Annotated in this window: 17 protein-coding genes; 8 read left to right on the forward strand and 9 right to left on the reverse strand. The window is 73.8% G+C overall.

The window, feature by feature from the left end:
• The first annotated feature begins 29 nt into the window (after positions 1–29).
• Positions 30–1,217 carry a cysteine desulfurase family protein gene (locus KGD84_RS05570; protein WP_220565022.1) on the forward strand — a complete coding sequence of 396 codons (1,188 nt, stop codon included), beginning with the start codon at positions 30–32 and terminating at the stop codon, positions 1,215–1,217.
• Between the two features lie 16 nt (positions 1,218–1,233).
• Here KGD84_RS05570 and KGD84_RS05575 read toward each other — a convergent pair whose 3' ends face one another.
• Together KGD84_RS05575 and KGD84_RS05580 are read right to left on the reverse strand one after the other, a co-directional pair.
• The gene (locus tag KGD84_RS05575) at positions 1,234–1,863 is read right to left on the reverse strand and encodes a peptidylprolyl isomerase (protein WP_220565023.1); all 630 of its coding nucleotides are present in this window, start codon (positions 1,861–1,863) and stop codon (positions 1,234–1,236) included.
• Between the two features lie 84 nt (positions 1,864–1,947).
• Positions 1,948–2,331: a PLDc N-terminal domain-containing protein gene (locus tag KGD84_RS05580; RefSeq protein ID WP_220565024.1), complete on the reverse strand. Its 384-nt coding sequence runs from the start codon at positions 2,329–2,331 to the stop codon at positions 1,948–1,950.
• 187 nt (positions 2,332–2,518) lie between these two features.
• Between KGD84_RS05580 and KGD84_RS05585 the strand changes: the two genes are divergently transcribed.
• From KGD84_RS05585 to KGD84_RS05595, 3 genes are all read left to right on the forward strand, one after another.
• Positions 2,519–3,337, forward strand: a complete 819-nt coding sequence (locus tag KGD84_RS05585; protein WP_220565025.1) for a helix-turn-helix domain-containing protein — start codon at positions 2,519–2,521, stop codon at positions 3,335–3,337.
• A gap of 74 nt (positions 3,338–3,411) precedes the next feature.
• Positions 3,412–4,626: an amidohydrolase gene (locus tag KGD84_RS05590; protein WP_220565026.1), complete on the forward strand. Its 1,215-nt coding sequence runs from the start codon at positions 3,412–3,414 to the stop codon at positions 4,624–4,626.
• Between the two features lie 195 nt (positions 4,627–4,821).
• Positions 4,822–5,007, forward strand: a complete 186-nt coding sequence (locus KGD84_RS05595) for a hypothetical protein (RefSeq protein WP_220565027.1) — start codon at positions 4,822–4,824, stop codon at positions 5,005–5,007.
• A gap of 204 nt (positions 5,008–5,211) precedes the next feature.
• On the opposite strand, the gene KGD84_RS05600 is transcribed toward KGD84_RS05595, so the two are convergent.
• The gene (locus KGD84_RS05600; protein ID WP_220565028.1) at positions 5,212–6,030 is read right to left on the reverse strand and encodes a TIGR03089 family protein; all 819 of its coding nucleotides are present in this window, start codon (positions 6,028–6,030) and stop codon (positions 5,212–5,214) included.
• A gap of 100 nt (positions 6,031–6,130) precedes the next feature.
• Here KGD84_RS05600 and KGD84_RS05605 point away from each other — a divergent pair, with 100 nt between their 5' ends.
• The 3 genes from KGD84_RS05605 to KGD84_RS05615 are packed head-to-tail and all read left to right on the forward strand — an operon-like array spanning position 6,131 to position 10,269.
• Entirely contained in the window at positions 6,131–8,170 is a 2,040-nt protein-coding gene (locus tag KGD84_RS05605; protein ID WP_220565029.1) for a hypothetical protein, read from the forward strand.
• A gap of 45 nt (positions 8,171–8,215) precedes the next feature.
• Entirely contained in the window at positions 8,216–9,160 is a 945-nt protein-coding gene (locus KGD84_RS05610; RefSeq protein ID WP_220565030.1) for a glycosyltransferase family 2 protein, read from the forward strand.
• A complete protein-coding gene (locus KGD84_RS05615; protein WP_220565031.1) occupies positions 9,157–10,269 on the forward strand; it encodes a glycosyltransferase family 4 protein in 1,113 nt (370 codons plus the stop codon). The genes KGD84_RS05610 and KGD84_RS05615 overlap by 4 nt, the downstream gene beginning before the upstream one ends.
• A 46-nt stretch (positions 10,270–10,315) precedes the next feature.
• Here KGD84_RS05615 and KGD84_RS05620 read toward each other — a convergent pair whose 3' ends face one another.
• From KGD84_RS05620 to KGD84_RS05635, 4 genes are all read right to left on the reverse strand, one after another.
• Positions 10,316–11,362: a hypothetical protein gene (locus KGD84_RS05620; protein ID WP_220565032.1), complete on the reverse strand. Its 1,047-nt coding sequence runs from the start codon at positions 11,360–11,362 to the stop codon at positions 10,316–10,318.
• 185 nt (positions 11,363–11,547) lie between these two features.
• Complete coding sequence (locus KGD84_RS05625) at positions 11,548–12,672, reverse strand: CU044_5270 family protein (RefSeq protein WP_220565033.1); 1,125 nt, start codon at positions 12,670–12,672, stop codon at positions 11,548–11,550.
• A complete protein-coding gene (locus KGD84_RS05630) occupies positions 12,669–13,274 on the reverse strand; it encodes an RNA polymerase sigma factor (protein ID WP_220565034.1) in 606 nt (201 codons plus the stop codon). Before KGD84_RS05630 ends, KGD84_RS05625 begins: the two co-directional genes overlap by 4 nt.
• 69 nt (positions 13,275–13,343) lie before the next feature.
• Positions 13,344–14,306: a lysylphosphatidylglycerol synthase domain-containing protein gene (locus tag KGD84_RS05635; protein WP_255647075.1), complete on the reverse strand. Its 963-nt coding sequence runs from the start codon at positions 14,304–14,306 to the stop codon at positions 13,344–13,346.
• Positions 14,307–14,449: 143 nt separating this feature from the next.
• Between KGD84_RS05635 and KGD84_RS05640 the strand changes: the two genes are divergently transcribed.
• Positions 14,450–17,065 carry a bifunctional FO biosynthesis protein CofGH gene (locus tag KGD84_RS05640; protein WP_220565036.1) on the forward strand — a complete coding sequence of 872 codons (2,616 nt, stop codon included), beginning with the start codon at positions 14,450–14,452 and terminating at the stop codon, positions 17,063–17,065.
• 126 nt (positions 17,066–17,191) lie between these two features.
• Here KGD84_RS05640 and KGD84_RS05645 read toward each other — a convergent pair whose 3' ends face one another.
• Together KGD84_RS05645 and KGD84_RS05650 are read right to left on the reverse strand one after the other, a co-directional pair.
• A complete protein-coding gene (locus KGD84_RS05645) occupies positions 17,192–19,546 on the reverse strand; it encodes a chitinase C-terminal domain-containing protein (RefSeq protein ID WP_220565037.1) in 2,355 nt (784 codons plus the stop codon).
• A 153-nt stretch (positions 19,547–19,699) separates the two neighbouring features.
• A complete protein-coding gene (locus KGD84_RS05650; RefSeq protein ID WP_220565038.1) occupies positions 19,700–20,959 on the reverse strand; it encodes a glycosyl hydrolase family 18 protein in 1,260 nt (419 codons plus the stop codon).
• Positions 20,960–20,973 lie beyond the last annotated feature (14 nt).

The following is a 20,973-nucleotide window of genomic DNA, read 5'->3' on the forward strand; positions in this document are numbered from 1 at the left end:
CTCCCCGGACGCTTATTCTTGGTAACGCCATGGTGTATCTGGATCACGCAGCCACGACCGAGGTCCGCCCCGAGGTGATCGCCGAGGTCGCGGCCGGGCTCGGCTCCCTCGGCAACCCCTCCTCCCTGCACGGGCACGGGCGCGCCGCCCGCCGCGCCGTCGAGGAGTCGCGCGAGCGCGTCGCCGAAGCCCTGGGGTGCACACCCCACGAGGTGGTCTTCACCGCGGGCGGAACCGAGTCGGACAACATCGCCATCAAGGGCCTGTACTGGTCCCGCCGCGCCGAGGACCCGCGCCGCCGCCGGGTCATCACCAGCGCCGTCGAGCACCACGCCGCCCTGGACCCCGCGCACTGGACGGCCGAGCACCAGGGCGCGGTCCACGAGACGCTGCCGGTGGACCCCCGGGGCCGGGTGGAGCCGCGGGTCCTGCGCGAGGCGATCGAGCGCGACCCGGAGTCCGTGGCCGTGGTGTCGGTGATGTGGGCCAACAACGAGGTCGGCACGGTGCAGCCGGTGGCCGAGCTGGCCGCCGTCGCCGCGGAGTACGGGATCCCCTTCCACACCGACGCGGTGCAGGCCGTGGGCGTGGAGCCGGTGGACTTCGCCGCCTCCGGGGTGAGCGCCCTGACGGTCAGCGGGCACAAGCTCGGCGGCCCGGTGGGCACCGGGGCGCTGCTGCTGGCGCGCGGGCTGAGCCCGGTCCCGGTGCTGCACGGGGGCGGCCAAGAGCGCGACGTCCGCTCGGGCACCCTGGCCACGCCGCTGGTGCGCGGGCTGGCCACCGCGGTGCACCTCGCGGTCGCCGAGCGCGAGAAGCACGCCGCCCACCTGTCCGCGCTGCGCGACACCCTGGAGGAGCGGGTGCGCGGGGTGGTCCCCGACGTCGTCGTCAACGGGGACCCGGACCGGCGGCTGCCGGGCATCGCGCACCTGTCCTTCCCCGGCTGCGAGGGCGACGCCCTGCTCATGCTGCTGGACGCCAGGGGCGTCTCCTGCTCCACCGGGTCGGCCTGCTCCGCGGGGGTGGCCCAGCCCAGCCACGTGCTGCTGGCGATGGGGGCCGACCCCGACACGGCCTCCAGCAGCCTGCGCCTGTCGCTGGGGCGGACCTCCACCGAGGCCGACGTGGACGCGCTGGTCGAGGCGATCGGGCCCGCGGTGGAGCGTTCGCGGGCGGCCCTGGCCAAGCGCCGCGGGAACGCGAGGCGGGCTTAGGCCGTCCGCGGAGGGCTCAGCCCGCTCGGTGGACGGTGACGGACTCGATCACCACGTCCTCGACCGGGCGGTCCTGGCCCTCGGTGGCGATCTGGGAGATCTCCACGGCCACGTCCATCGAGGCGTCGTCGGCGACGTGCCCGAAGATCGTGTGCTTGTTCTGCAGGTGCGGGGTCGGCGCCACGGTGATGAAGAACTGCGAGCCGTTGGTGCCCGGGCCGGAGTTGGCCATCGCCAGCACGCCCGGCTCGTCGAAGGTCTCCTCGTCGCTGAACTCGTCCTGGAACTGGTAGCCCGGTCCGCCGGTGCCCGTGCCCTGGGGGTCGCCGCCCTGGATCATGAAGTCGGGGATGACCCGGTGGAAGAGCGTGCCGTCGTAGAACTCGGCCTCGCCGGTCACCGGGTTGGCCACCCCCGCGCCCTCGGCCAGGCCGACGAAGTTGGCGACCGTGACCGGCGCGACCTCGGGCAGCAGGTCCACGGTGATGTCCCCGTGGTTCGTGTGCAGGGTCGCGCCCTCCACGTCGCTGACGTCCACGTCCGGGACCTCGGTCGAGGCCGGCGCTTCTTCGTCGTTGCCGCAGGCGGCGGTCGTGGCGAGCAGTGCTCCGGCCAGCAGGCCGGCGGACAGGGTGGTCAGGCGCATGGAACACTCTTCGGGGTCGGTGGGGACGGTGGACGCCACTGAAGGGTACCGACCCCGGCGGCCCGTCCCGCCACGCGGGACCCGTCAGTCCCGCGTCTCCTCCGGGCCGTCCTGGTCCGGGCGTTCGGCCTGCTCACGGGCGCGGCGGCGCTGCTCCTCGGCGCGTTCGCGGCAGCGGCGCAGGAACTCCTCGTCCTCCTGCGGCGTCGCGGCCCGGGCCCGGTTGGGATGGTCGTATTCGGGGAAGGGGGAGGGCGGGCGCACGGGGCCGGCGGCCCGGGCCCGCCGCGGCCGGCCCAGGGCGAACCACGCCAGCGCGCCCAGCTTGGGCAGCAGCAGGACGACCACCACCCAGGCGGGCTTGGGCAGCAGGCGTACCGCGTCGGCGTCCGAGCCGACGGCGTCGAACAGCGCGTACACCCACACGGCCAGCGCCACGACGAAGAACAGCAGGTAGAGGTAGGCCACGGGTTCTTCCTGTTGATCGGGGGAACACCCGGAGCGCCGGGTGGCATTGTCAGACCTTGTACTGACTTATCACGGATCGCCGCACTCATCGGTCGCTTGACCGGGCACCCCGCTCCGGGAGAGGGTCGGACCACGGGGCCGCCCGGCGTCGATCCAGGTCCGGCCCCACGGGCGACGGAGGAGGATGATGGGCGTGAACACGGTGTTGCCCTCGGCGGTATGGCTCCCCTTCGGCGCGCGGATCCTGCGCGCCCGCTCGGACAAGGGGCTCTCCCGCGCCGAACTCGCCGCCACGGTCGGGGTGAGCGACGACAAGCTCGGCGAGGTGGAGAGCGCCCGTTGCAGGCCGGCCCGCTCCCTGGTCGAGCGGGTGGACAACGCGCTGGGCACCGAGCACCAGCTGGTCGACGCCTGGGCGGTCGCGCTCCAGGCGGAGGCGTTCCCCAACGAGTTCGGGGACCTGCGCGAACTCACCGTGCACGCCCCCGAGGTGTGGGAGACCCAGCCGGTGGTCATCCCGCCGTTCCTGCGCACCCGGGAGTACTCCTGGGCGGTGCTGCGGCCCAGCTACTTCGACCTGTCCGACGACGAGGTCGAGGCCATGGTCGAGGAGGAGATGTCCCTGCGGGCCGCGATGACCGGCCCCGACGGGCCGTCGCTGCGGGTGGTCCTCAACGAGACCGTGCTCCGGCGGCCCCAGGGCGGCGCCGAGGTGCTCAACGCCCAGCGGGGCTTCCTCGCCGACCTGGTGGCGGCCGGGATCGTGCGGCTGGGGATGATCCCGGAGAAGTCGCCCCGCCACCCCGAGCTGGGCGGGCCCTTCCGGCTCATGGAGTACGGCGACCGGTCGCCCATCGTGTACGCGTTCGCCGCCCAGGGCGGGGAGCTCATCACCGACGCCGAGCAGGTCCTGCGGTGCTCCATGGTCCGCGACGCGATCGAGGAGGTCACGGTGGAGCTGACCCCCGAATCGGAGATCCTCAGCGCGCGCTGGCCCGAGGGCTGAGCGCGGGCGGGCCGGGGAAGCGCTCCCACGAAAGGTCTTGGGGCGGGGTCCCATGATGGGCTAGGTTGCCCGCCATGGATATCGCGATCACATCCGGATACGTCGTGCCCGTCGACGGGGACCCCATCGACGGCGGCACGGTCCTCATCTCCGACGGCAGGATCACCGCCGTCGGCCCCGACTCCGAGGTGGCCGTCCCCGAGGGCGCCACCGTCGTCGACGCCTCCGGCAAGTGGGTGCTCCCCGGCTTCGTCGAGGCCCACGGCCACATCGGCATCGACGAGGAGGGCATCGGCTGGGCCGGTGACGACACCAACGAGATGACCGACCCCAACGGGGCGCGGATGCGCGCCCTGGACGCCATCAACCCCGCCGACCGCGGCTTCGTCGACGCCCTGTCCGGAGGCGTCACCAGCTCGGTGGTCAAGCCCGGGTCGGGCAACCCCATCGGCGGCCAGACCGTGGCGGTCAAGTCCTGGGGCCGCAGCATGGAGGACCGGCTCATCAAGCACCCCGCCAGCGTCAAGAGCGCGCTCGGCGAGAACCCCAAGCGGGTCTACGGCAACAAGGACAAGCTGCCCTCCACCCGCCAGGGCGTGGCCGCGGTCATCCGCGACGCCTTCACCAAGGCCCAGGACTACAAGGCCAAGAAGGAGCACGCCGAGGCCGAGGGCAAGCCCTTCGACCGGGACAACACGCTGGAGGTGCTGGTCCGGGTCCTGGACCGGGAGCTGCCCTGGTGCCAGCACACCCACCGGGCCGACGACATCCACACCGCCATCCGCCTGTCGGACGAGTTCGGCTACCGGCTCATCGTCAACCACTGCACCGAGGGCCACCTGCTGGCCGACGAGCTGGCCGCCCGGAACATCCCCGTGATCACCGGCCCGCTGATGACCAGCCGCTCCAAGGTCGAGGTCAACAACAAGACCCTGGCCAACCCGGGCATCCTGGACCGCGCCGGGGTGAAGGTGGCCCTCACCACCGACCACCCGGTCGTGCCCATCGAGTTCCTGGTCCTCCAGGCCGCCCTGTGCGTCAAGGAGGGCATGGACCCGGACTCGGCCATCCGCGCCCTGACCGTGAACCCGGCCCAGATCATGGGCCTGGACGACCGGATCGGCTCCCTGAAGCCGGGGCTGGACGGCGACGTCGTGCTCTGGTCGGGCGACCCGCTGGACCTGCGCAGCCGCGCCGAGCGCGTGTTCATCGAGGGCCGCGAGGTGTACACCTACGACTACGGTGCCCGCCGCGGCACGGCCGTGGACGCCTACTACCGCGAGTCCTGATGCGGTGGGCCCGGGCCGCTCCGGCCGGCCCGGGCCCGGCCCCCCTCAGGGCCCCTCAGGCCGCGGTGAGCGGGATATGAGGCGGCCGTGGCCTGCGATATACGCCGATATGCCGATGTGCGGGCAGGGTCCTTAGCGGGAGTCTGAGGTCATCCGGGACGACGGAGCCCGGGACGGGACCTCCGGGAGGACGCCATGAACCACCACGACCCCGCGGCAGAGGCCGCCGAGTTCCACCGCCTGGAGCGGGAGCGGGAGGCCGCCCGCGAACGCGAGCTGCGGCGCATCCGCGAGGAGCGCCTCCGGGACGGTGACCGGCGCCGGTTCGGGCGGCCCCGCGGCCGGGGCGGGCCTTCGGACGACTACGACCTCGCCGTCTAGACCCGCCCGATCCGACCCCCCGGGTCGGGCCGGGGAGAAGGGGGTGGTGCGCCGCGCGGGGTGCGGCGCACCACCCCGTGTCCGTCCGGGCCGGGCGTCGGCGGTGAGGGCGGTCGGAGGCCTCTTCGCCGCCCCGTGTTCCGTCCGGGGCGGGGCGGGCGCGAGCAGTCGGCGGGTCCCGCCGGCGGGACCCGCCCCGCGGGCTCAGCCGGCCGTGGAGATCCGCCGCAGGGGGGACCCGCCGGGCGGGTCCGTGTCGTCCGCGGTCGCGAACACGGTGGCGCGCTCCGCCTCCAGCCGCTTCCAGGTGTCCCGGGGGTCGGCGCCGGGGCCGGGGAACGGCGCCAGGATGATCGGCGCCCCCGCCGCCATCGGCGCCAGCAGCAGCTCCGCGCTCCGGCCCAGCACCTCCAGCGGGGCCGCGGGGTCCAGGAGCAGCGCCACCCGGTCGTCCCCGGTCAGCTCCCAGCGCCGCGCGCCGTCGCGGCCGTGGGCGACCAGGGCCGCGCCCGTGCGGGTCTCCGACAGGCGCAGGGCCGGGGCCAGCGGGTCCACCGGGTAGGGGGAGAAGCGGTCGCCGTACCCGCGCACCTCCACCGAGTAGTCCAGCACCATCGGCGGGACCTCCCGCAGCGGCAGGCCCAGCGGGTGCAGCGAGGTGCCCACGACCTCCTCGGCCCCGCTGTCCAGGGCCGCCTCCAGACGGGCCTCGTCGGCCACCGCCACCTGGGCGTCCGCGGGCAGGCCGGGCCCCGCGGCCGCCTCGGCGACCGCGCCCACCGACCAGCACGCCGTCAGCCACACCAGCGCCTGCCAGTGCACGGGCAGGGCCGCCACCACCCGGTCGCCCGGCTGGGTGCCGAAGCCGTCCACGAGCATGTTCGCGGTCTTGGACACCCAGTTGTCGAAGGTGGCCCGGGACAGTTCCACCCGGCCGCCCGAGGCGTCGTAGGAGGTGACGAACGGGCGGGAGGGGTCGGCGGCGACCAGGTCGCGCCACAGCTGCGCGGGAGTTTCGGACATGGCCACCACTCTAGAACCCGCCGGGAGCGGGAGGCGGCGGGTCCGTAACAAAGCGCCGCACGGTGTGCGAGGGGGTGACGGGAAGTGTCAGAGTTACCCCATGCGCTTGCTCCCCGGACGATTCCTCGCCCGTGTCACCGCGCTGCCCGCGATCGCCGTGTCCGCCTGGCTCCTGGTGGCCTTCCCCCTCCTGGCACTCGGTCTGTTCACTCCCTGGATCGCCCTGATCCTCGGGGTGCCCGCCGTGATCGCGGCCGGCGCCCTGGTGCCGCGGCTCATCCCCGACCCGGAGGAGGACGTGCCCTGGTGGCCCGTCGTCCTGGTCCTGGTGGTCGCCGCCGCGTTCGCGATCGTGCAGATCGCCTACCACGCCGAGGCCCTGGTCATCCGCCGCGACCCGGCCTCCTACGCCATGTACACGGTGTGGATCGCCGAGAACGGCCACCTGCCGATCCCGCAGCAGCGCGAGCTCATCGCCGGGGACGACCCCGCGCTGAGCTACCAGAGCCTGGCGCACTACGAGCGCGGCGACGTCATCTGGCCCCAGTTCATGGCGGGCGCCCCCCTGGTCACCGCCATCGGGTACTGGCTGGGCGGGCTCGACGGCATGCTCGTCGCCACGCCGGTCCTGGGCGCCCTGGGCGTCCTGACCTTCGCCGGACTCGCCGCCCGCCTGGTCGGCGCCCGCTGGGCGCCCCTGGCGGCCCTGGTCCTGGCCCTGTGCCTGCCCCAGCAGTGGGTCAGCCGGTTCACCTACAGCGAGCCCGTCACCCAGATCCTCCTCCTCGGCGGGCTGGTCCTGGCCTACGACTCCCTGGTCAGGCGCACCCACCTCACCGACAGGTGGTCGCGGACCCAGACCCTGGCCGCCGTCGCCGGACTGGTGCTCGGCCTGGCCCTGGTCGTGCGCATCGACGCCATCCGCGACCTGCTGCCCGTCATCGGGTTCGTCGCTCTGCTCCTGCTCGCCCGGCGCGGCCAGGCCCTCCCGCTGCTCGGCGGCCTGGCGCTCGGCACCGGTCTGGGCTTCTACGCGGGGTACGGGCTGTCCCTGCCCTACCTGGAGTACCTGTCGGACTCCCTGGACCCGCTGCTGATGATCAGCGGCGCGGTGGTCCTGGCCGCGGCCGCGGGCACCGCGGTCCTGTGGCGGCACGGCCTGCCGCGCACCGACCGGGTGCGGTGGCTGCCCGCCGCCGTCGCCGCCCTGGCCCTGGTCACCATGGCCGGCTTCGCCGTCCGTCCGCTGCTGTGGCCCGACTACGGCCACGGCAGCGACTTCACCGACGGCTGGGTCGCCTACGTCCAGTCCCAGGAGGGGCTGCCGATCGAGGGCAGCCGCACCTACTACGACATGAGCCTGTACTGGGTGGGCTGGTACGTGGGCCTGGGCACCGTCCTGTTCGCGTCCCTGGGCGTGGCCATGGTCCTGCGCCGCCTCACGCAGTGGCGCGACCCCCAGTGGCTGCTGCCCGCCATGCTGCTGGTGTGGTCGGTGGCCACCACCCTGATGCGCCCCGCCATCACCCCCGACCACCCCTGGGCCAGCCGCCGCCTCATCGTCCTGGTCATCCCCGCGTTCGTGCTGTTCGCGGTCTGGTTCCTGGCCTGGCTCACCCGCTACTGCGCCGTCGCCGTGCAGGCGGAGAAGCAGGGCTCGGCCCTGCGCATGCTGCCGGTGGTGGTCGCCGCCGGCGCGGCCGTGGCGATGGTCGCCCCCACCGCCGTCACCTCCTTCGCCGGCATCATGGGGTACCGGCAGGACGTGGGGACGGTGGCGGCCACCGAGCGATTGTGCGCGGCCCTGCCCGACGACGCCTCGGTGGTCGTGGTCGACCCCGGGATGGCGGGCAACTACATGCCGCTGCTGCGCAACGTCTGCGGGGTGCCCACCGCCGCGCTCGACGACGCCTCGCCGGAGAACACCGACCGTGTCATCGCCGCGATCCTGGAGCGCGACCGCACCCCCGTGCTCGCCTCCGAGGACTGGGCGCAGCTGGCCGACCTCGTCCCCGAGGCGGAGCCGGAGCGGCCCTTCCACGTGGTGGCGCAGATGGACCCGAGTACCCTCATGGAACCGCCCACCGGCCATTGGAGCTTCGTCGGGAGCGTGTGGATCACGGTCGTCCCCCGACCCTGACCCGCGCCCCGGGCAGAGCCCGCCCGCACCCTCTGAGAAGAACGCATGAGCCAGACACACGACGACGCCAGCCCCCGCCCCGAAGCCGGGTCCGAGGACCCGCCGGTGCGGGTCACCATCGTCCTGCCCTGCTACAACGAGGAGGACCACGTCGTCGACGAGGTCAAGCGGATCTGCTCGGCCATGGACGCGTCCGGGTACGGGTACGAGCTGCTGGCCGTCGACGACGCCTCCACCGACTCGACCCTGGAGCGGCTGCGCGAGGTCGCCCCCGTGTTCCCGAGCATGCGGATCATCGCGTTCGGGCACAACGGCGGCTCCGGCACGGTCCGCCGCATCGGCAGCCAGCGCGCCCGCGGCGAGTACGTCGTGTGGACCGACGCGGACATGAGCTACCCCAACGAGCGCATCCCCGAGCTGGTCGCCATGCTCGACGAGGACCCCGAGATCGACCAGGTCGTGGGCGCCCGCACCCAGGAGATGGGCAGCCACAAGGCACTGCGGGTGCCCGCCAAGTGGATCATCCGCAAGATCGCGGAGAAGCTCACCAACACGCGCATCCCCGACCTCAACTCCGGGCTGCGCGTGTTCCGCCGGGACGTGGCCCGCCCCTACCTGCGGCTGCTGCCGCCCGGGTTCTCCTGCGTCACCACCATCACCCTGGCGTTCCTGTCCAACCAGCACCCGGTGCGGTACGTGCCGATCGAGTACGCCAAGCGGGCCGGGAAGTCGAAGTTCCACTTCGTCACCGACGCGTACCGGTACATCCTCCAGGTGCTGCGCATGGTCATGTACTTCAACCCGCTCAAGGTGCTGATGCCGCCCGCGCTCGCCCTGCTGGGCGTGGGCGCCGCCAAGTTCGTGTTCGACCAGGTGCGCAACCCGCTGTACATCCCCAACAACACCGTCATGATCCTCATGACGGGGCTGATCATCGCCGCGATCGCCCTGCTGGCCGACCTGATCGTGCGCTCCCGGGACGGGGCGTGAGCCCCGCGCGGGTGGCTCTGGTCGGCCCGGTCCACCCCTACAAGGGCGGCGGCGCCCGGCACACCACCGAGCTGGCGCACCGGCTGCGGGCCGCCGGGCACCCCACCATGGTCGAGTCGTGGCGGGCCCAGTACCCCGCGGCCCTCTACCCGGGGACGCAGACCGTCGACGAGCCCGAGGGGGAGCCCTACCCCGACACCAGGCGCGAGCTGGCCTGGTACCGGCCCGACGGGTGGTGGCGGGCCGGGCGGCGGCTGGCCCGGGAGGCCGACCTGGTGGTCCTCACCCTGTTCTCGCCCGTGCAGGTGCCCGCCTACCTCGGCGTCCTGGCCGGGGTGCGGTCGGTGCGGGGCGACCGCACGCGGGTGGTGGCCCTGTGCCACAACGTGCTGCCGCACGAGCGGCGGGCCGTGGACGTGTCGCTGGTCCGGTCGCTGCTGCGGAGGGTGGACGGGGTGCTCGCGCACTCCGCCGACCAGGCCCTGCTGGCGCAGGGCATGCGCGGCGCCGGGGCCGGCGCCCCGGTCACGGCCGTGCTGCCCCCGCACCTGCCCGACACCGGCGCGGTCGTTCCCCCGGAGCCGGGGGAGCGCCGCCACCTGCTGTTCCTGGGCATCGTCCGCCCCTACAAGGGCGTGGACGTGCTGTTGCGCGCCCTGGCCGCGGGGGCGCCCGGCGACGTCTCGCTGACCGTCGCAGGGGAGTTCTGGGGCGGCACCGCCGAACTGGAGGCGCTCACCGCGGAACTGGGGCTCGGGGACCGGGTGCGGCTGCGGGACGGGTACGTGCCCGCCGAGGAGCTGCCGGGCCTGTACGCCGGCGCCGACGCGGTGGTGCTGCCCTACCGGACCGCCACTGCCAGCCAGAACGTGTGGCTGGCCCACGAGCACGGCCTGCCGGTGATCGCCACCCGCGCCGGGGCGCTGGCCGACCACGTCCGCGAGGGCGTGGACGGGCTGCTGTGCGCCCCGGGCGACGCCGACGACCTGGCCCGGGCGCTCGAGGAGTTCTACACCCCGGGCACCCCCGAGCGCCTGCGCGCCGGCGTCCGCCCGGTCGACCCCGCGCCCTGGTGGGCCGACTACGTCGAGCGCCTCCTGTCCGCCTGAGCGCCGGGACCCGCGCCGTCCACCGCGGGTCCCGGCGGGCGGCGGCCTACAGAGGCGGGCCGTCGATCCACATGGAGAACTCGTAGAGCGTGTACTTCACCACGTCTCCGGGCTCGCACCAGTCGGCCGCCGACGCGGCGGGCTCGACCACCACGTGTTCCTGGGAGAGCAGCCGGCCGGTGGCGGGGTCGAAGAGGACCCGGTGCTCGACGGTGCCGATGTCGGTCGGGTCGAGGGTGTAGGCCACACCCACGGCCGATCGGCCGGACACGTCCCGCACCGCCTCGAGCGGCCGGACGCCGGGCAGCCCGGCCAGGAGGGTGTACATGCCGGCTCTGACCTCGGGCGGGAAGGGGAGGTGCAGCGACCGGCTGACGTAGGAGAACCGCCGCGCCTCCTCGCTCCCGTATCCGCTTCCCGTGGTCGACGGGTGCCGGATGCCGTCAGGACCCTGCTCCGCCGGGTCGTCCGGCATGGGCTCCGAGGCGGGGAACAGCATCTCCTCGAGGTCCTCGGGGTCGGGGGAGGCCTCCTGGAGACCCTGGTGGTCCACGGTGCCGAGTCCGAAGTCCCAGCCCCCGGGATGGGGGCCGGACAGCTCTCCGAAACCCTCCTCCTGCGTGGGGATGTCGGGACGCTCCCCCTCGGGTCCGGGCTCCCACCGGACGGGGGAGCCGTCACGCTCCCACGCGGCCCAGGCGTCCTCGTTCAGCAGCTTCCACGTCGTCGCATCGGTCCGCCGGGCGTGCAGCCCCCACTCCTCGCCTCCCTCGCTCCGGCCGGTCCCGAGGTCGTACTCGTCCACCCAGCTCCAGGTCTCGGCGTGGTAGATGTCGTACACCCCGTACCTGTCGTCCTCCGGGCCCACCCCCCACGCCTCCGCCGAGTCGGTGCGCAGGTTCCAGACGTCGCCCCTGACGGGCGTGTTCCGGGCCTCCTCGATGACCGGGGCCATCACCTCCAGGGCGGTGGGCACCTCCTCCGCGGGCTCCGCGGACGTCTCGGCGGCGGGCGCCGCGGCGCCCTGGGTACAGGCGGTCAGGGTGAGGACCACGGCCGCGGTGGCCGGGAGCAGGGAACGGACGGTGCGCATGGGGCTCCTGTTTCGGGGGCGGATTCTCAGGGGCGGAACGCCCCTGTCGGGACGCCCGCCCCGGGCGTGCGGTTCACCTTCCGGGGTGCGCGCGGTCCCTCGTGCGCATCCCGGGCAGGCCGTGGACGCCCCGCCGCGTCCTTCCCCGAGGGCCTCCGGGCGGTCTGCGGCGGGGCGCGGGACCGCTACAGCGGCGGCTCGGCGATCCAGGCGGTCTCGTAGGTGATGTAGTCGACCAGGTCTCCGGGCTCGCACCAGTCGGTCACGGAGGTGGAGGGCTCGATCACCACCTGTTCGCGTGAGACCAGCAGACCGGTGACGGGGTCGAAGTGGAGACGGTGCTCGACGGTGCCGAAACCCCCGGGGTCGGCGGGGGTGTAGGCCACGCCCACGGTGACCCGACCGGCCACGTCCGTCACCTCACCGAGCGGCCGCAGACCGGAGAGCCCGGCCAGGACGGTGTACATGCCGGCCATCGTCTCGGGGGGAAGGGGGGTGGCCAGGTTGTGGTCGATCTCCGAGAAGAGCCGGTCCTCCTCGCCCGAGGGCGCGTCCGGGTCGTCGTACGCGAGGATCATCTCCCGCAGCGCCTCCGGGGAGGAGGGCAGTTCCTGGAGGTCCCGGTGCTCCCGCATCTCGCCCGCCAGGTACCAGCCGGCGCCGCTGGGGCCGAGGAGTTCGCCTTCGATGTCCGAGGCGTCGGGGATCGGTCCGTCGCCGGTCTCCTCGTGGGACCAGGACTCAGGGGAGCCGTCACGCTCCCACGCGGCCCGGTGCCTCTCGTCCACGAGGGCCCAGGCGGCCGGGCCGTGGCGGCGGGCGCTCAGGCTCGCCTCTGCGTCCGCCGGAACGTACTCCACTTCGGACGATTCGCCCGACCAGCTCCACGCCTCGTTGGAACGGATGTGGTGGACGCCGTATCTGTCCCCCTCGGGGCCCAGGCCCCGGGCCTCTCCCCAGGTGAGCCGCTGGTACCAGACGTCGCCGTCGACGGGCTGGTTCCGGACCGCCTCGATGATCGGGGCCATCGCGTCCCAGGCGGGGGCGTCCGCCTCCGTCGCCTCCCCGGAGGGCTCGGTGGCCGGCCCCACGCCGACCGTGAGCGGTCCGGGGAACACCACCAGCGCCAGGAACAGGGCGGCCGCCGCGACGACCGCGGCCCCGCTCAGCGCCAGTGGCAGCAGGCGTGGTCGGCGCACCGGCCGGAAGTCCCTCCCGCCCGGCCGCCATCCGGTGAGGAGCGCCAGCTCCTCGGGGGAGCGCTCGGGGACGCGGGACCTCAGGTCCCTCAGGTGGTCGAGCTCGTTCACCGGGTCACCTCCTGGTGGTCGACGGCGGATGCGGGCAGGTCGGCGCGCAGGCGCCTGCGCGCGCGGTGCAGCCGGGAGCGCACGGTGCCCACGGGGATGCCCAGCACCGAGGCGGTCTCCTCGTAGGTCAGCTCGCCCCAGGCGATGAGCAGCAGGACGTCGCGGTCGCCCTTGGACAGCCCCGCCAGGGAGCCGGCCAGGGAGGCCGACACCGAGGCGGCGTCCACACGCTCGCCGACCCGGTCGGCGTGCCCCTCCATGACCGGGTCGACGCCGGTCCGCGCCAGGGCGCGGTAGTGGCGGGTCTCGGTGCGGTGGTGCCTGCGGATGAGGTTGGCGGCGATCCGCCACAGCCACGGGCGCGCGTCGGGGTACGCCGGGTCGTAGCGGTGCCGCTTGCGGAAGGCGATGTGGAAGGTCTCGGCGACCACGTCGTCGGCTTCGGCGGAGCCGAGCCTCCGGGCCGCGTAGCGGTGCAGTGCGGGCGCGTGCCGGCGGAAGATCTCACCGAAGTCGGTGGGCTCGTGCAGTGACCGGCGGACGACCGACGCGTCGCTCTCCGCTTCTTCGGGCGGGAACGCCCTGGAGGCGGTGGGGGACATGGGGGTCCAATCCGTGGGGACGTCGGGAACGTGCTTCTACCCGTGTTAGCCCGATCCCCCCGAGGGGGTTCACGCCGGTCCGGACCGCGGCCCGTCCGCGTCCGCCGAGCGGTCCCCGAGCCGGGACAGCGGCACCGACAGCCCCGCCCACGCGACGTCGGCGGCCGTCATGACCAGCCGTGACAGCACCGCCGCGACCAGCGCCGCCCCGGCGTCCACGACCGGGGCCAGGGCCACCACCAGCACCGCCTCGCGCACGCCCAGCCCGGCCGGGGCGAACACCACCAGCAGGCCCAGCGTCCACGCCAGCGCGTACGCCCCCACGGCCGGGGCCAGCGCCCCCCGGGGGTCGCCGCCCACCGCCCACACGAGCACCCACAGGTGCAGGCCCAGCGGTACCCACGCCGCCAGGGTCCACCCCAGCGTCGCCGCCATCGCCCGGCCGCCGATGTCCAGCGGGCCGGCCTCGGCGACCTCCCGGAACCGGGCGAACGGGCGCGCCGCCAGGCGCACCCCCCACCGCACCACGCGCGGGTGCAGCCCGGCCAGCAGCAGCGGGGCCAGGGCCAGCGCCCACCACCACGTCCGGGCGGCCTCCGCCGAGGACAGCGGCAGCGCCACCGCGGCCACCGCGAGCCCCGCGGCCACCGTCACCCCCACCGCGAGCAGGGTCGCCGCCGTGCCCCGGACCCGGGGCACCTCGCGGTCGCGGGCCAGCTCCACCTGGGCCACGAACGCCCACACCGAGCCCGGCAGGTACTTGCCCAGCTGGCCCACGAACATCACCCGCGCCGCCACCGGCACCGGCAGCGGCGAGCCCAGCCCGGCCAGCAGCGCGCGCCAGGCCATCATCTGCGCGGTCAGCCCGGCCATCCCGGCCAGCACCGCCAGCGGCAGCGTCCACAGCGGAAGGGACAGCGCGGCGTCGCGCGCCTGCTCCCAGTGCCCGTGCAGCGCCCACGCGGCGCACGCGCACAGCAGGACCACCAGCGCCGATCGCACCCAGGGGTCGCGGCGCAGTCGAGCGAGCACGCGGTCCCTCCTCATCTCCGTCCTGCGCCGACCCTACGCCCCGGGCGGTGCCCGCCGGACCACGGCGCCCTCCGGCCGCGCGGCCCCGTCGAGGGCCGGTGCGGTTCACCGGGACGGAACCGCCGGGGCGTAGGGTGCGGCTTATGACCGGTGCGAACGAACCCGCCCCCACGCCGTCCGCCGTGCGCCGCGCCCTGGCCCGCGCCCGCGACGGCAAGACCCTGGACGCCGCCGAGGCGGAGGTCCTGCTGCACGCGCGCGGCGAGGACCTGGAGACCCTCCTGGGATACGCCTCCCGGGTGCGCGACGCGGGCCTGGAGGCGGCCGGCCGGCCCGGTGTGGTGACCTACAGCCGCAAGGTGTTCGTCCCCCTCACCCGCCTGTGCCGGGACCGCTGCCACTACTGCACCTTCGCGACCGTGCCCGGCCGCCTGGAATCGCCGTTCATGTCCCCCGACGAGGTCCTCGACATCGCCCGCCGGGGCGCCGCGATGGGCTGCAAGGAGGCCCTCATCACCCTGGGGGACCGCCCCGAGGACCGGTGGAGGCAGGCCGCCGAGTGGCTCGACGCCCACGGCTACGACGACACCCTGTCCTACGTGCGCGCCGTCTCCATCATGATCCTGGAGGAGACCGGGCTGCTGCCCCACCTCAACCCGGGCGTGCTCACCTGGGCCGACTTCCAGCGCCTCAAGCCCGTCGCCCCGTCCATGGGCATGATGCTGGAGACCACCTCCCGGCGGCTGTTCGAGGAGAAGGGGCAGCCCCACTACGGCAGCCCCGACAAGGACCCGGCCGTGCGCCTGCGCGCCCTGGAGGACGCGGGCCGCACCAGCGTCCCCTTCACGACCGGGATCCTGCTGGGCATCGGGGAGACGTTCGCCGACCGGGCCGAGTCCATCTTCGCGATGCGCTCCGTCGCCCGCCGCCACGGCGGGATCCAGGAGGTCATCGTCCAGAACTTCCGCGCCAAGCCGGACACCGCGATGATGCACCGGGCCGACGCCGAGATCGACGAGATGGCCGCCACCATCGCCGTCACCCGCCTGGTCATGGGGCCCAGGGCGCACATCCAGGCCCCGCCCAACCTCATCGGCGGGCAGGACGGCGGCCGCGACGAGTACGCCCTCATGCTCCGCGCGGGCATCGACGACTGGGGTGGCGTCTCCCCGCTCACCGCCGACCACGTGAACCCGGAGCGGCCCTGGCCGCAGATCGACGACCTGGCCGCCCGCACCGCCGCCCAGGGGTTCGAGCTCAGGGAACGGCTCACCGCGTACCCGGAGTACGTCCTGGCCGGCGAGCCGTGGCTCGACCCGCGGCTGCGGGCGCACGTCGAGGCCCTGGCGGACCCCGAGACCGGCCTGGCCCGCGAGGACGCCCCCGTGGTGGGCCGCCCCTGGCAGGAGCCCGAGGCCGTGCTGGCCGACACCGGGCGCACCGACCTGCACACCGCGGTGGACACCGAGGGCCGCACCGGCGACCGGCGCGGCGACTTCGACTCGGTGTACGGCGACTGGGAGTCCCTGCGCGAGGGCGTCGACCGCGAGGGCGCGGTGCCCCGCCGGTTCGACCCGGAGGTCGCCGACGCCCTGCGCGCCGCGGAGAAGGACCCCGCCGGGCTCTCCGACGCCCACGCCCTGGCCCTGCTGCACACCGACGGGCCCGAGCTGGAGGCCCTGGCGGAGCTGGCCGACGGGCTGCGCCGCGACGCGGTCGGCGACGACGTCACGTTCGTGGTCACCCGGAACATCAACTTCACCAACGTCTGCTACACCGGCTGCCGGTTCTGCGCGTTCGCGCAGCGCCGCACCGACGCCGACGCCTACACCCTGTCCCTGGACCAGGTGGCCGACCGGGCCGAGGAGGCGTGGAACGCGGGCGCCACCGAGGTGTGCATGCAGGGCGGCATCCACCCCGACCTGCCGGGCACCGCCTACTTCGACATCGCCGCCGCCGTCCGCGAGCGCGTCCCGGGCATGCACGTCCACGCGTTCAGCCCGATGGAGGTGGTCAACGGCGCGGCGCGCACGAACCTGCCCGTCCGCGAGTGGCTCACCCGGGCCCGCGACGCGGGGCTCGGGTCGATCCCGGGCACCGCGGCGGAGATCCTCGACGACGAGATCCGCTGGGTCCTCACCAAGGGCAAGCTCCCGGCGAGCGAGTGGATCGAGGTCATCACCACCGCGCACGACCTGGGCATCCCCACCACGTCGACGATGATGTACGGGCACGTGGACTCGCCCCGCCACTGGGTGGCGCACATCAAGCTGCTGCGCTCGCTCCAGGAGCGCTCCCTGGAGCGCAACGGGCGGCCGGGGTTCACCGAGTTCGTGCCGCTGCCGTTCGTGCACACCAGCGCGCCCATCTACCTGGCCGGCCTGGCCCGCACCGGCCCCACCGTCCGGGAGAACCGGGCGGTGCACGCGCTGGCCCGCCTGCTGCTGCACGGGGCGATCGACAACATCCAGTGCTCGTGGGTGAAGCTCGCCGAGGACACCTGCCGCCTGCTGCTGCGCGGCGGGGTCAACGACGTGGGCGGCACCCTGATGGAGGAGACGATCAGCCGGATGGCGGGCTCGGACCAGGGCTCGTACAAGACCATCACCGACATCCGCGCGCTGGTCGGGCCCACCGGCCGCCCGCTGCGCCAGCGCACCACCCTCTACGGCGAGGTCCCCGAGGAGCGCCGCGCCGTCGCCGAGGCCAGCGACGGCGTCGCCCCGAGCATCCTCCGCCGCTCCCTCCCCCTCGTCTGAGAACCCGCACGCGCCCCCGGAGAAGCAGGGAGGGGCGGGAGCGCCGGGGGAACGGCGCTCCCGCCCCTTCTCATGCGGGGCCGCGCGGAGCGGGTGGGGGGACGGGCCCCCGCGCGCGGCCCGGGGTCAGCAGGCGCCGACGAGGCGCCAGACGCCCCATTCGCCGGTGGTGCCCGGCTCGTCGCCCTGGGTCCACCACTGGGCGCGCCATTCGGAGCCGTTGTGGGAGACCACGTCGCCGCCGTTGTAGACGGTGCCGGAGGCCCAGGCGGGGGCGGTGCAGTCGCCCGGCTCGCCGCCGCCGGGGTCCCCGCCGCCGGGGCCCTCCACCACGGTGCCCTTGCGCGGGTGGTCGTAGGTGATGGCGTACTCGGTGCCGCCCACCTCGATCCGCCAGTTGGAGGGCTGCGCGATGGGCAGCCGCCAGCTGAGGTCGAACGAGAACGTCCCGCCCGCCGGGATCGACTGCCAGCCCGGCACGGTGATCTGCGCCCGGTGGAAGTCCCCGTCCAGGCCGCCGACGTTGTTCGCCCGGTCGTGCCCGATCTGGAGGTGGGTGAGCCCCAGGCCGGACTGGTCGCCCATGTTGCCCGGGGCGGAGGTGCCGTAGTCGAAGGTGATCTTGGACCCGCCGGGGATCTCGGCCGCCGAGTTGTTGGTGATGGTGACCTTGGGGTTGATGGGGTAGTTGTTGTCGCCCAGCGCGAATTCCCCGAAGTCCACGTCCACGTCCAGGACCTCGGCCGGGGCCTCGGTCTCGGCCTTGAGCGCGCCGTACGGCCCGGCGTTGCTCAGGGTCTCGTGCAGCGACGTGATGAGGGTGTCGCCCATCTCGTACTGGCCCGCGGCGGTGTTGTAGGAGTAGTCGCCCGCCATCTCCCAGATCATGACGCCGCCCAGGCCGGTGTCGGCCACGTAGTCGGCCTTGGTCCGGATGGTCTGTTCGGCGTCACCGGTCAGGAACGTGCGGGTCTGCGCGTTCCACCACCACTCGTTCTTCGTGACGTCGTCCCAGTGCCGCACGTAGGTGCCCTCGAGGGTGCCGTCCACCCCGTAGTCGTCCACGTAGTCCCCGACCACGCCGTCCTCCAGGTTGAGGACGTGCCAGATCGGGTTCGCGCCCGCCGGGATCTCCCCGCCGGTCACCGGGTCGCTGTCGTGCCACAGGTTGTCGATGCCGCCGGCCCCGTTGCCGCAGGGGGTGTTGACGCCGGTGCCGGGCGGGCACTGCGTCTGGTCCGGCAGCGCCGAGGTCCCCCACAGCCCGTTCGTGCCGCCCTGCACGTCCGTCCAGCCGCGTGTGTAGAACGGCACCCCCAGGTTGATCCGGCCCGCCTGCATCGCGCCCCGGAAGTAGTGGTGGGCCCAGTCGGCGTTGAGGTAGCCGATGCCGTTGTAGGCCCCGTACACCGCGCTCAGCTCGGGGTCCAGGCCGCTGTCGTACAGCGCGCCGTTGTGGCCGACGAAGTGGTTCCAGGTGCCGTGCAGGTCGTAGGTCATCATGTTGACGAAGTCGAGGTACTGCACGACCTGGTGCACCTCCTGGCCGCGCAGCAGCCAACCGGAGGCGGGCACCGCTGCGGTCAGCTGGTAGTACGTGCCGTCCTGGGCGGACGCCTCGTCGAGCTTCTCGCGCAGGACGCGCATCAGCTCCTCATAGCCCTCCCACAGGAGGCCGCGCCGGGCGTCGGAGATCCAGAAGTCGTCCGGGCTGCCCGCGCCGTTGTTGGAGGTGGCGTACTCGTAGTCGATGTCCAGCCCGTCGAACCCGTACTCGCGCACGAACTCCACGGCCGAGTCCGCGAACGTCTCGATGCCCTCGTGGTTGACCCCGGTGGGAGTCGTGGTCATCGAGTAGAACCCGCCGCTGGCCACCCGCTCGCCGTCCGCGTCGAAGTACCCGCCGGTCTCGGCCCAGCCGCCGACCGCCACCAGGGTCTTCACCCCGGGGTGCTCCTTCTTGAAGCTGTTGAGCAGGTTGAAGTGCCCCTGGTAGTCGAACTCCGGGTCGGGCTCCAGCCCCTCCCAGGTCATCCCGGTGGCCGGGTTGTCGGGGGTGTCGGCGCCCACGGAGACCCGGTTGTCCGGGCCCACGTGCGCGAAGGCGTAGTTGATGTGGGAGATCCGGTCCCAGGGGATGTCGTCGGCGAGGTACTCGGGCTGCCCGTTGGCGCCGTTGCGCCAGCTGGTGAAGTACCCGATGACCCGGCGGTCCAGGTCGTTGGGGAGCTTCTCGCGGCCGTCGGTGTCGTAGACGTCGCAGTAGGGGACGTCCACGCCGGGGGTGGGGTACAGCCCGTCGGGGCGGCACTCGGCGTCGGAGGAGGCGGACACCTCGGCCGGAGCGGCCGGGGCGGTGGGCGCGACCGTTGCGGCCTGGGCGACCGCGGGGGTGAACAGCGCTCCCGCCGCCAGGGTCAGCGCCGCCAGGGCGGAGCCGAACCGGCGGGCGGGGCCGCCGCGGGGTCGGGTTTCGGGCATGGGGGACCTTCCTCGGGATCTCGGGGGATGCGCCGGACCCGTCCGAGGGCACGGCAGAGGACCCCGCCGGCCGGTGGCCGGGGGGAGCGGGGGAGGGGAAGGGGCATGCGGGCCGCCCGGCGTTCTGCGCCGGGCGGCCCGATCAGGGGCGGGTCAGCAGGCGCCGACGAGGCGCCAGACGCCCCATTCGCCGGTGGTGCCGGGCTCCTCGCCCTGCGTCCACCACTGGGCTCGCCATTCGGAGCCGTTGTGGGAGACCACGTTGCCGCCGTTGTAGACGGTGCCGGAGGCCCAGGCGGGGGCGGTGCAGTCGCCGGGCGGGTTCGTCGGCGGGTCGGTGGGCGGGTCCGTCGGCGGGTTGGTGGGCCCGGTCCCGGGGCCCTGTGCCAGGCGGTCGGAGATGGTGTTCGCGAACGCGTAGCCGTTGGTGGCGTCCCAGTTGATGGACCAGGTCATCACGCCGCCGATGGGGCCGTACGGGGTGGCGGGGGAGAAGCTGCCGCAGTTGGTCCCGGCCTCCAGGCAGTCGAGGGCGCGGACGACCTGGCTCGGGGCCATGTGCCCGCCGCCGGCGGCGCGGGGCGTGGCCGGCAGCCCCAGGCCGACCTGGCTCGGGGCCAGGCCCATCTCCAGCTGGATGCAGGCCAGGGCGGCGACGAAGTCGGGCGTGCCCTGGGAGTAGACCTTCTGGTCGCAGCCCATCATCGTGCCGGAGTTGTAGTACTGCATGTTGACGATGGTGAGGATGTCGGAGATGTTCGACGCCAGCTGGTAGTACCCCATGGTGGGGGCCTGGAAGTCGATCGTCTGCGGCGCCATCGTGATGATCAGGTCGTTCCCGGCCTGGCCGTGCAGGTCGCGCAGCGCGTCCGTCATGTACTGGGCGTTGATGCCGTGCTCGAGGTCGATGTCGACGCCGTCGAACCCGTAGTCCTGCATCAGCGCGTACGTGGTGTCGGCGAAGTTCTGCGCCTGGGTCGGGTTGGAGACGATCACGTTCCCGCGCTCGCCGCCGACGGAGATGATCACCTTGCGGCCCTGGGCCTGGATGGCCGCGATGTCGGCGCGGAACTGCGCGTCGGTGTACCCGTCCAGTTCGCCGCTGGCCAGGTTGAACGTGATGCCGCCGGGGAGGCTCGGGTGGTTGTCGGCGAAGGCGACGGCGACGAGGTTGTACTCGGAGGGGATCTCCGACAGCGGCATGACGGTGGAGCCGTTGTCGAAGTTGTGCCAGTAGCCGGTCAGCCACTGCCCGTTCGCCTGCACGGCGGCCTCCTCTGCGGCCACGGTCTCGGCCTCGGTGGGGCCTGCGGGGAGCTGGGCGGCGCCGATGGCGAAGGCGGCGGTCAGGAGCGCGAAAGCCCCGGCCACCAGGGCTTTCGCCCGGGGGGAACGGCTTCGGTGACGGTTCATGGTCGGGGGGTTCC

Source organism: Nocardiopsis changdeensis (assembly GCF_018316655.1).
Taxonomy (GTDB): Bacteria; Actinomycetota; Actinomycetes; order Streptosporangiales; family Streptosporangiaceae; genus Nocardiopsis; species Nocardiopsis changdeensis.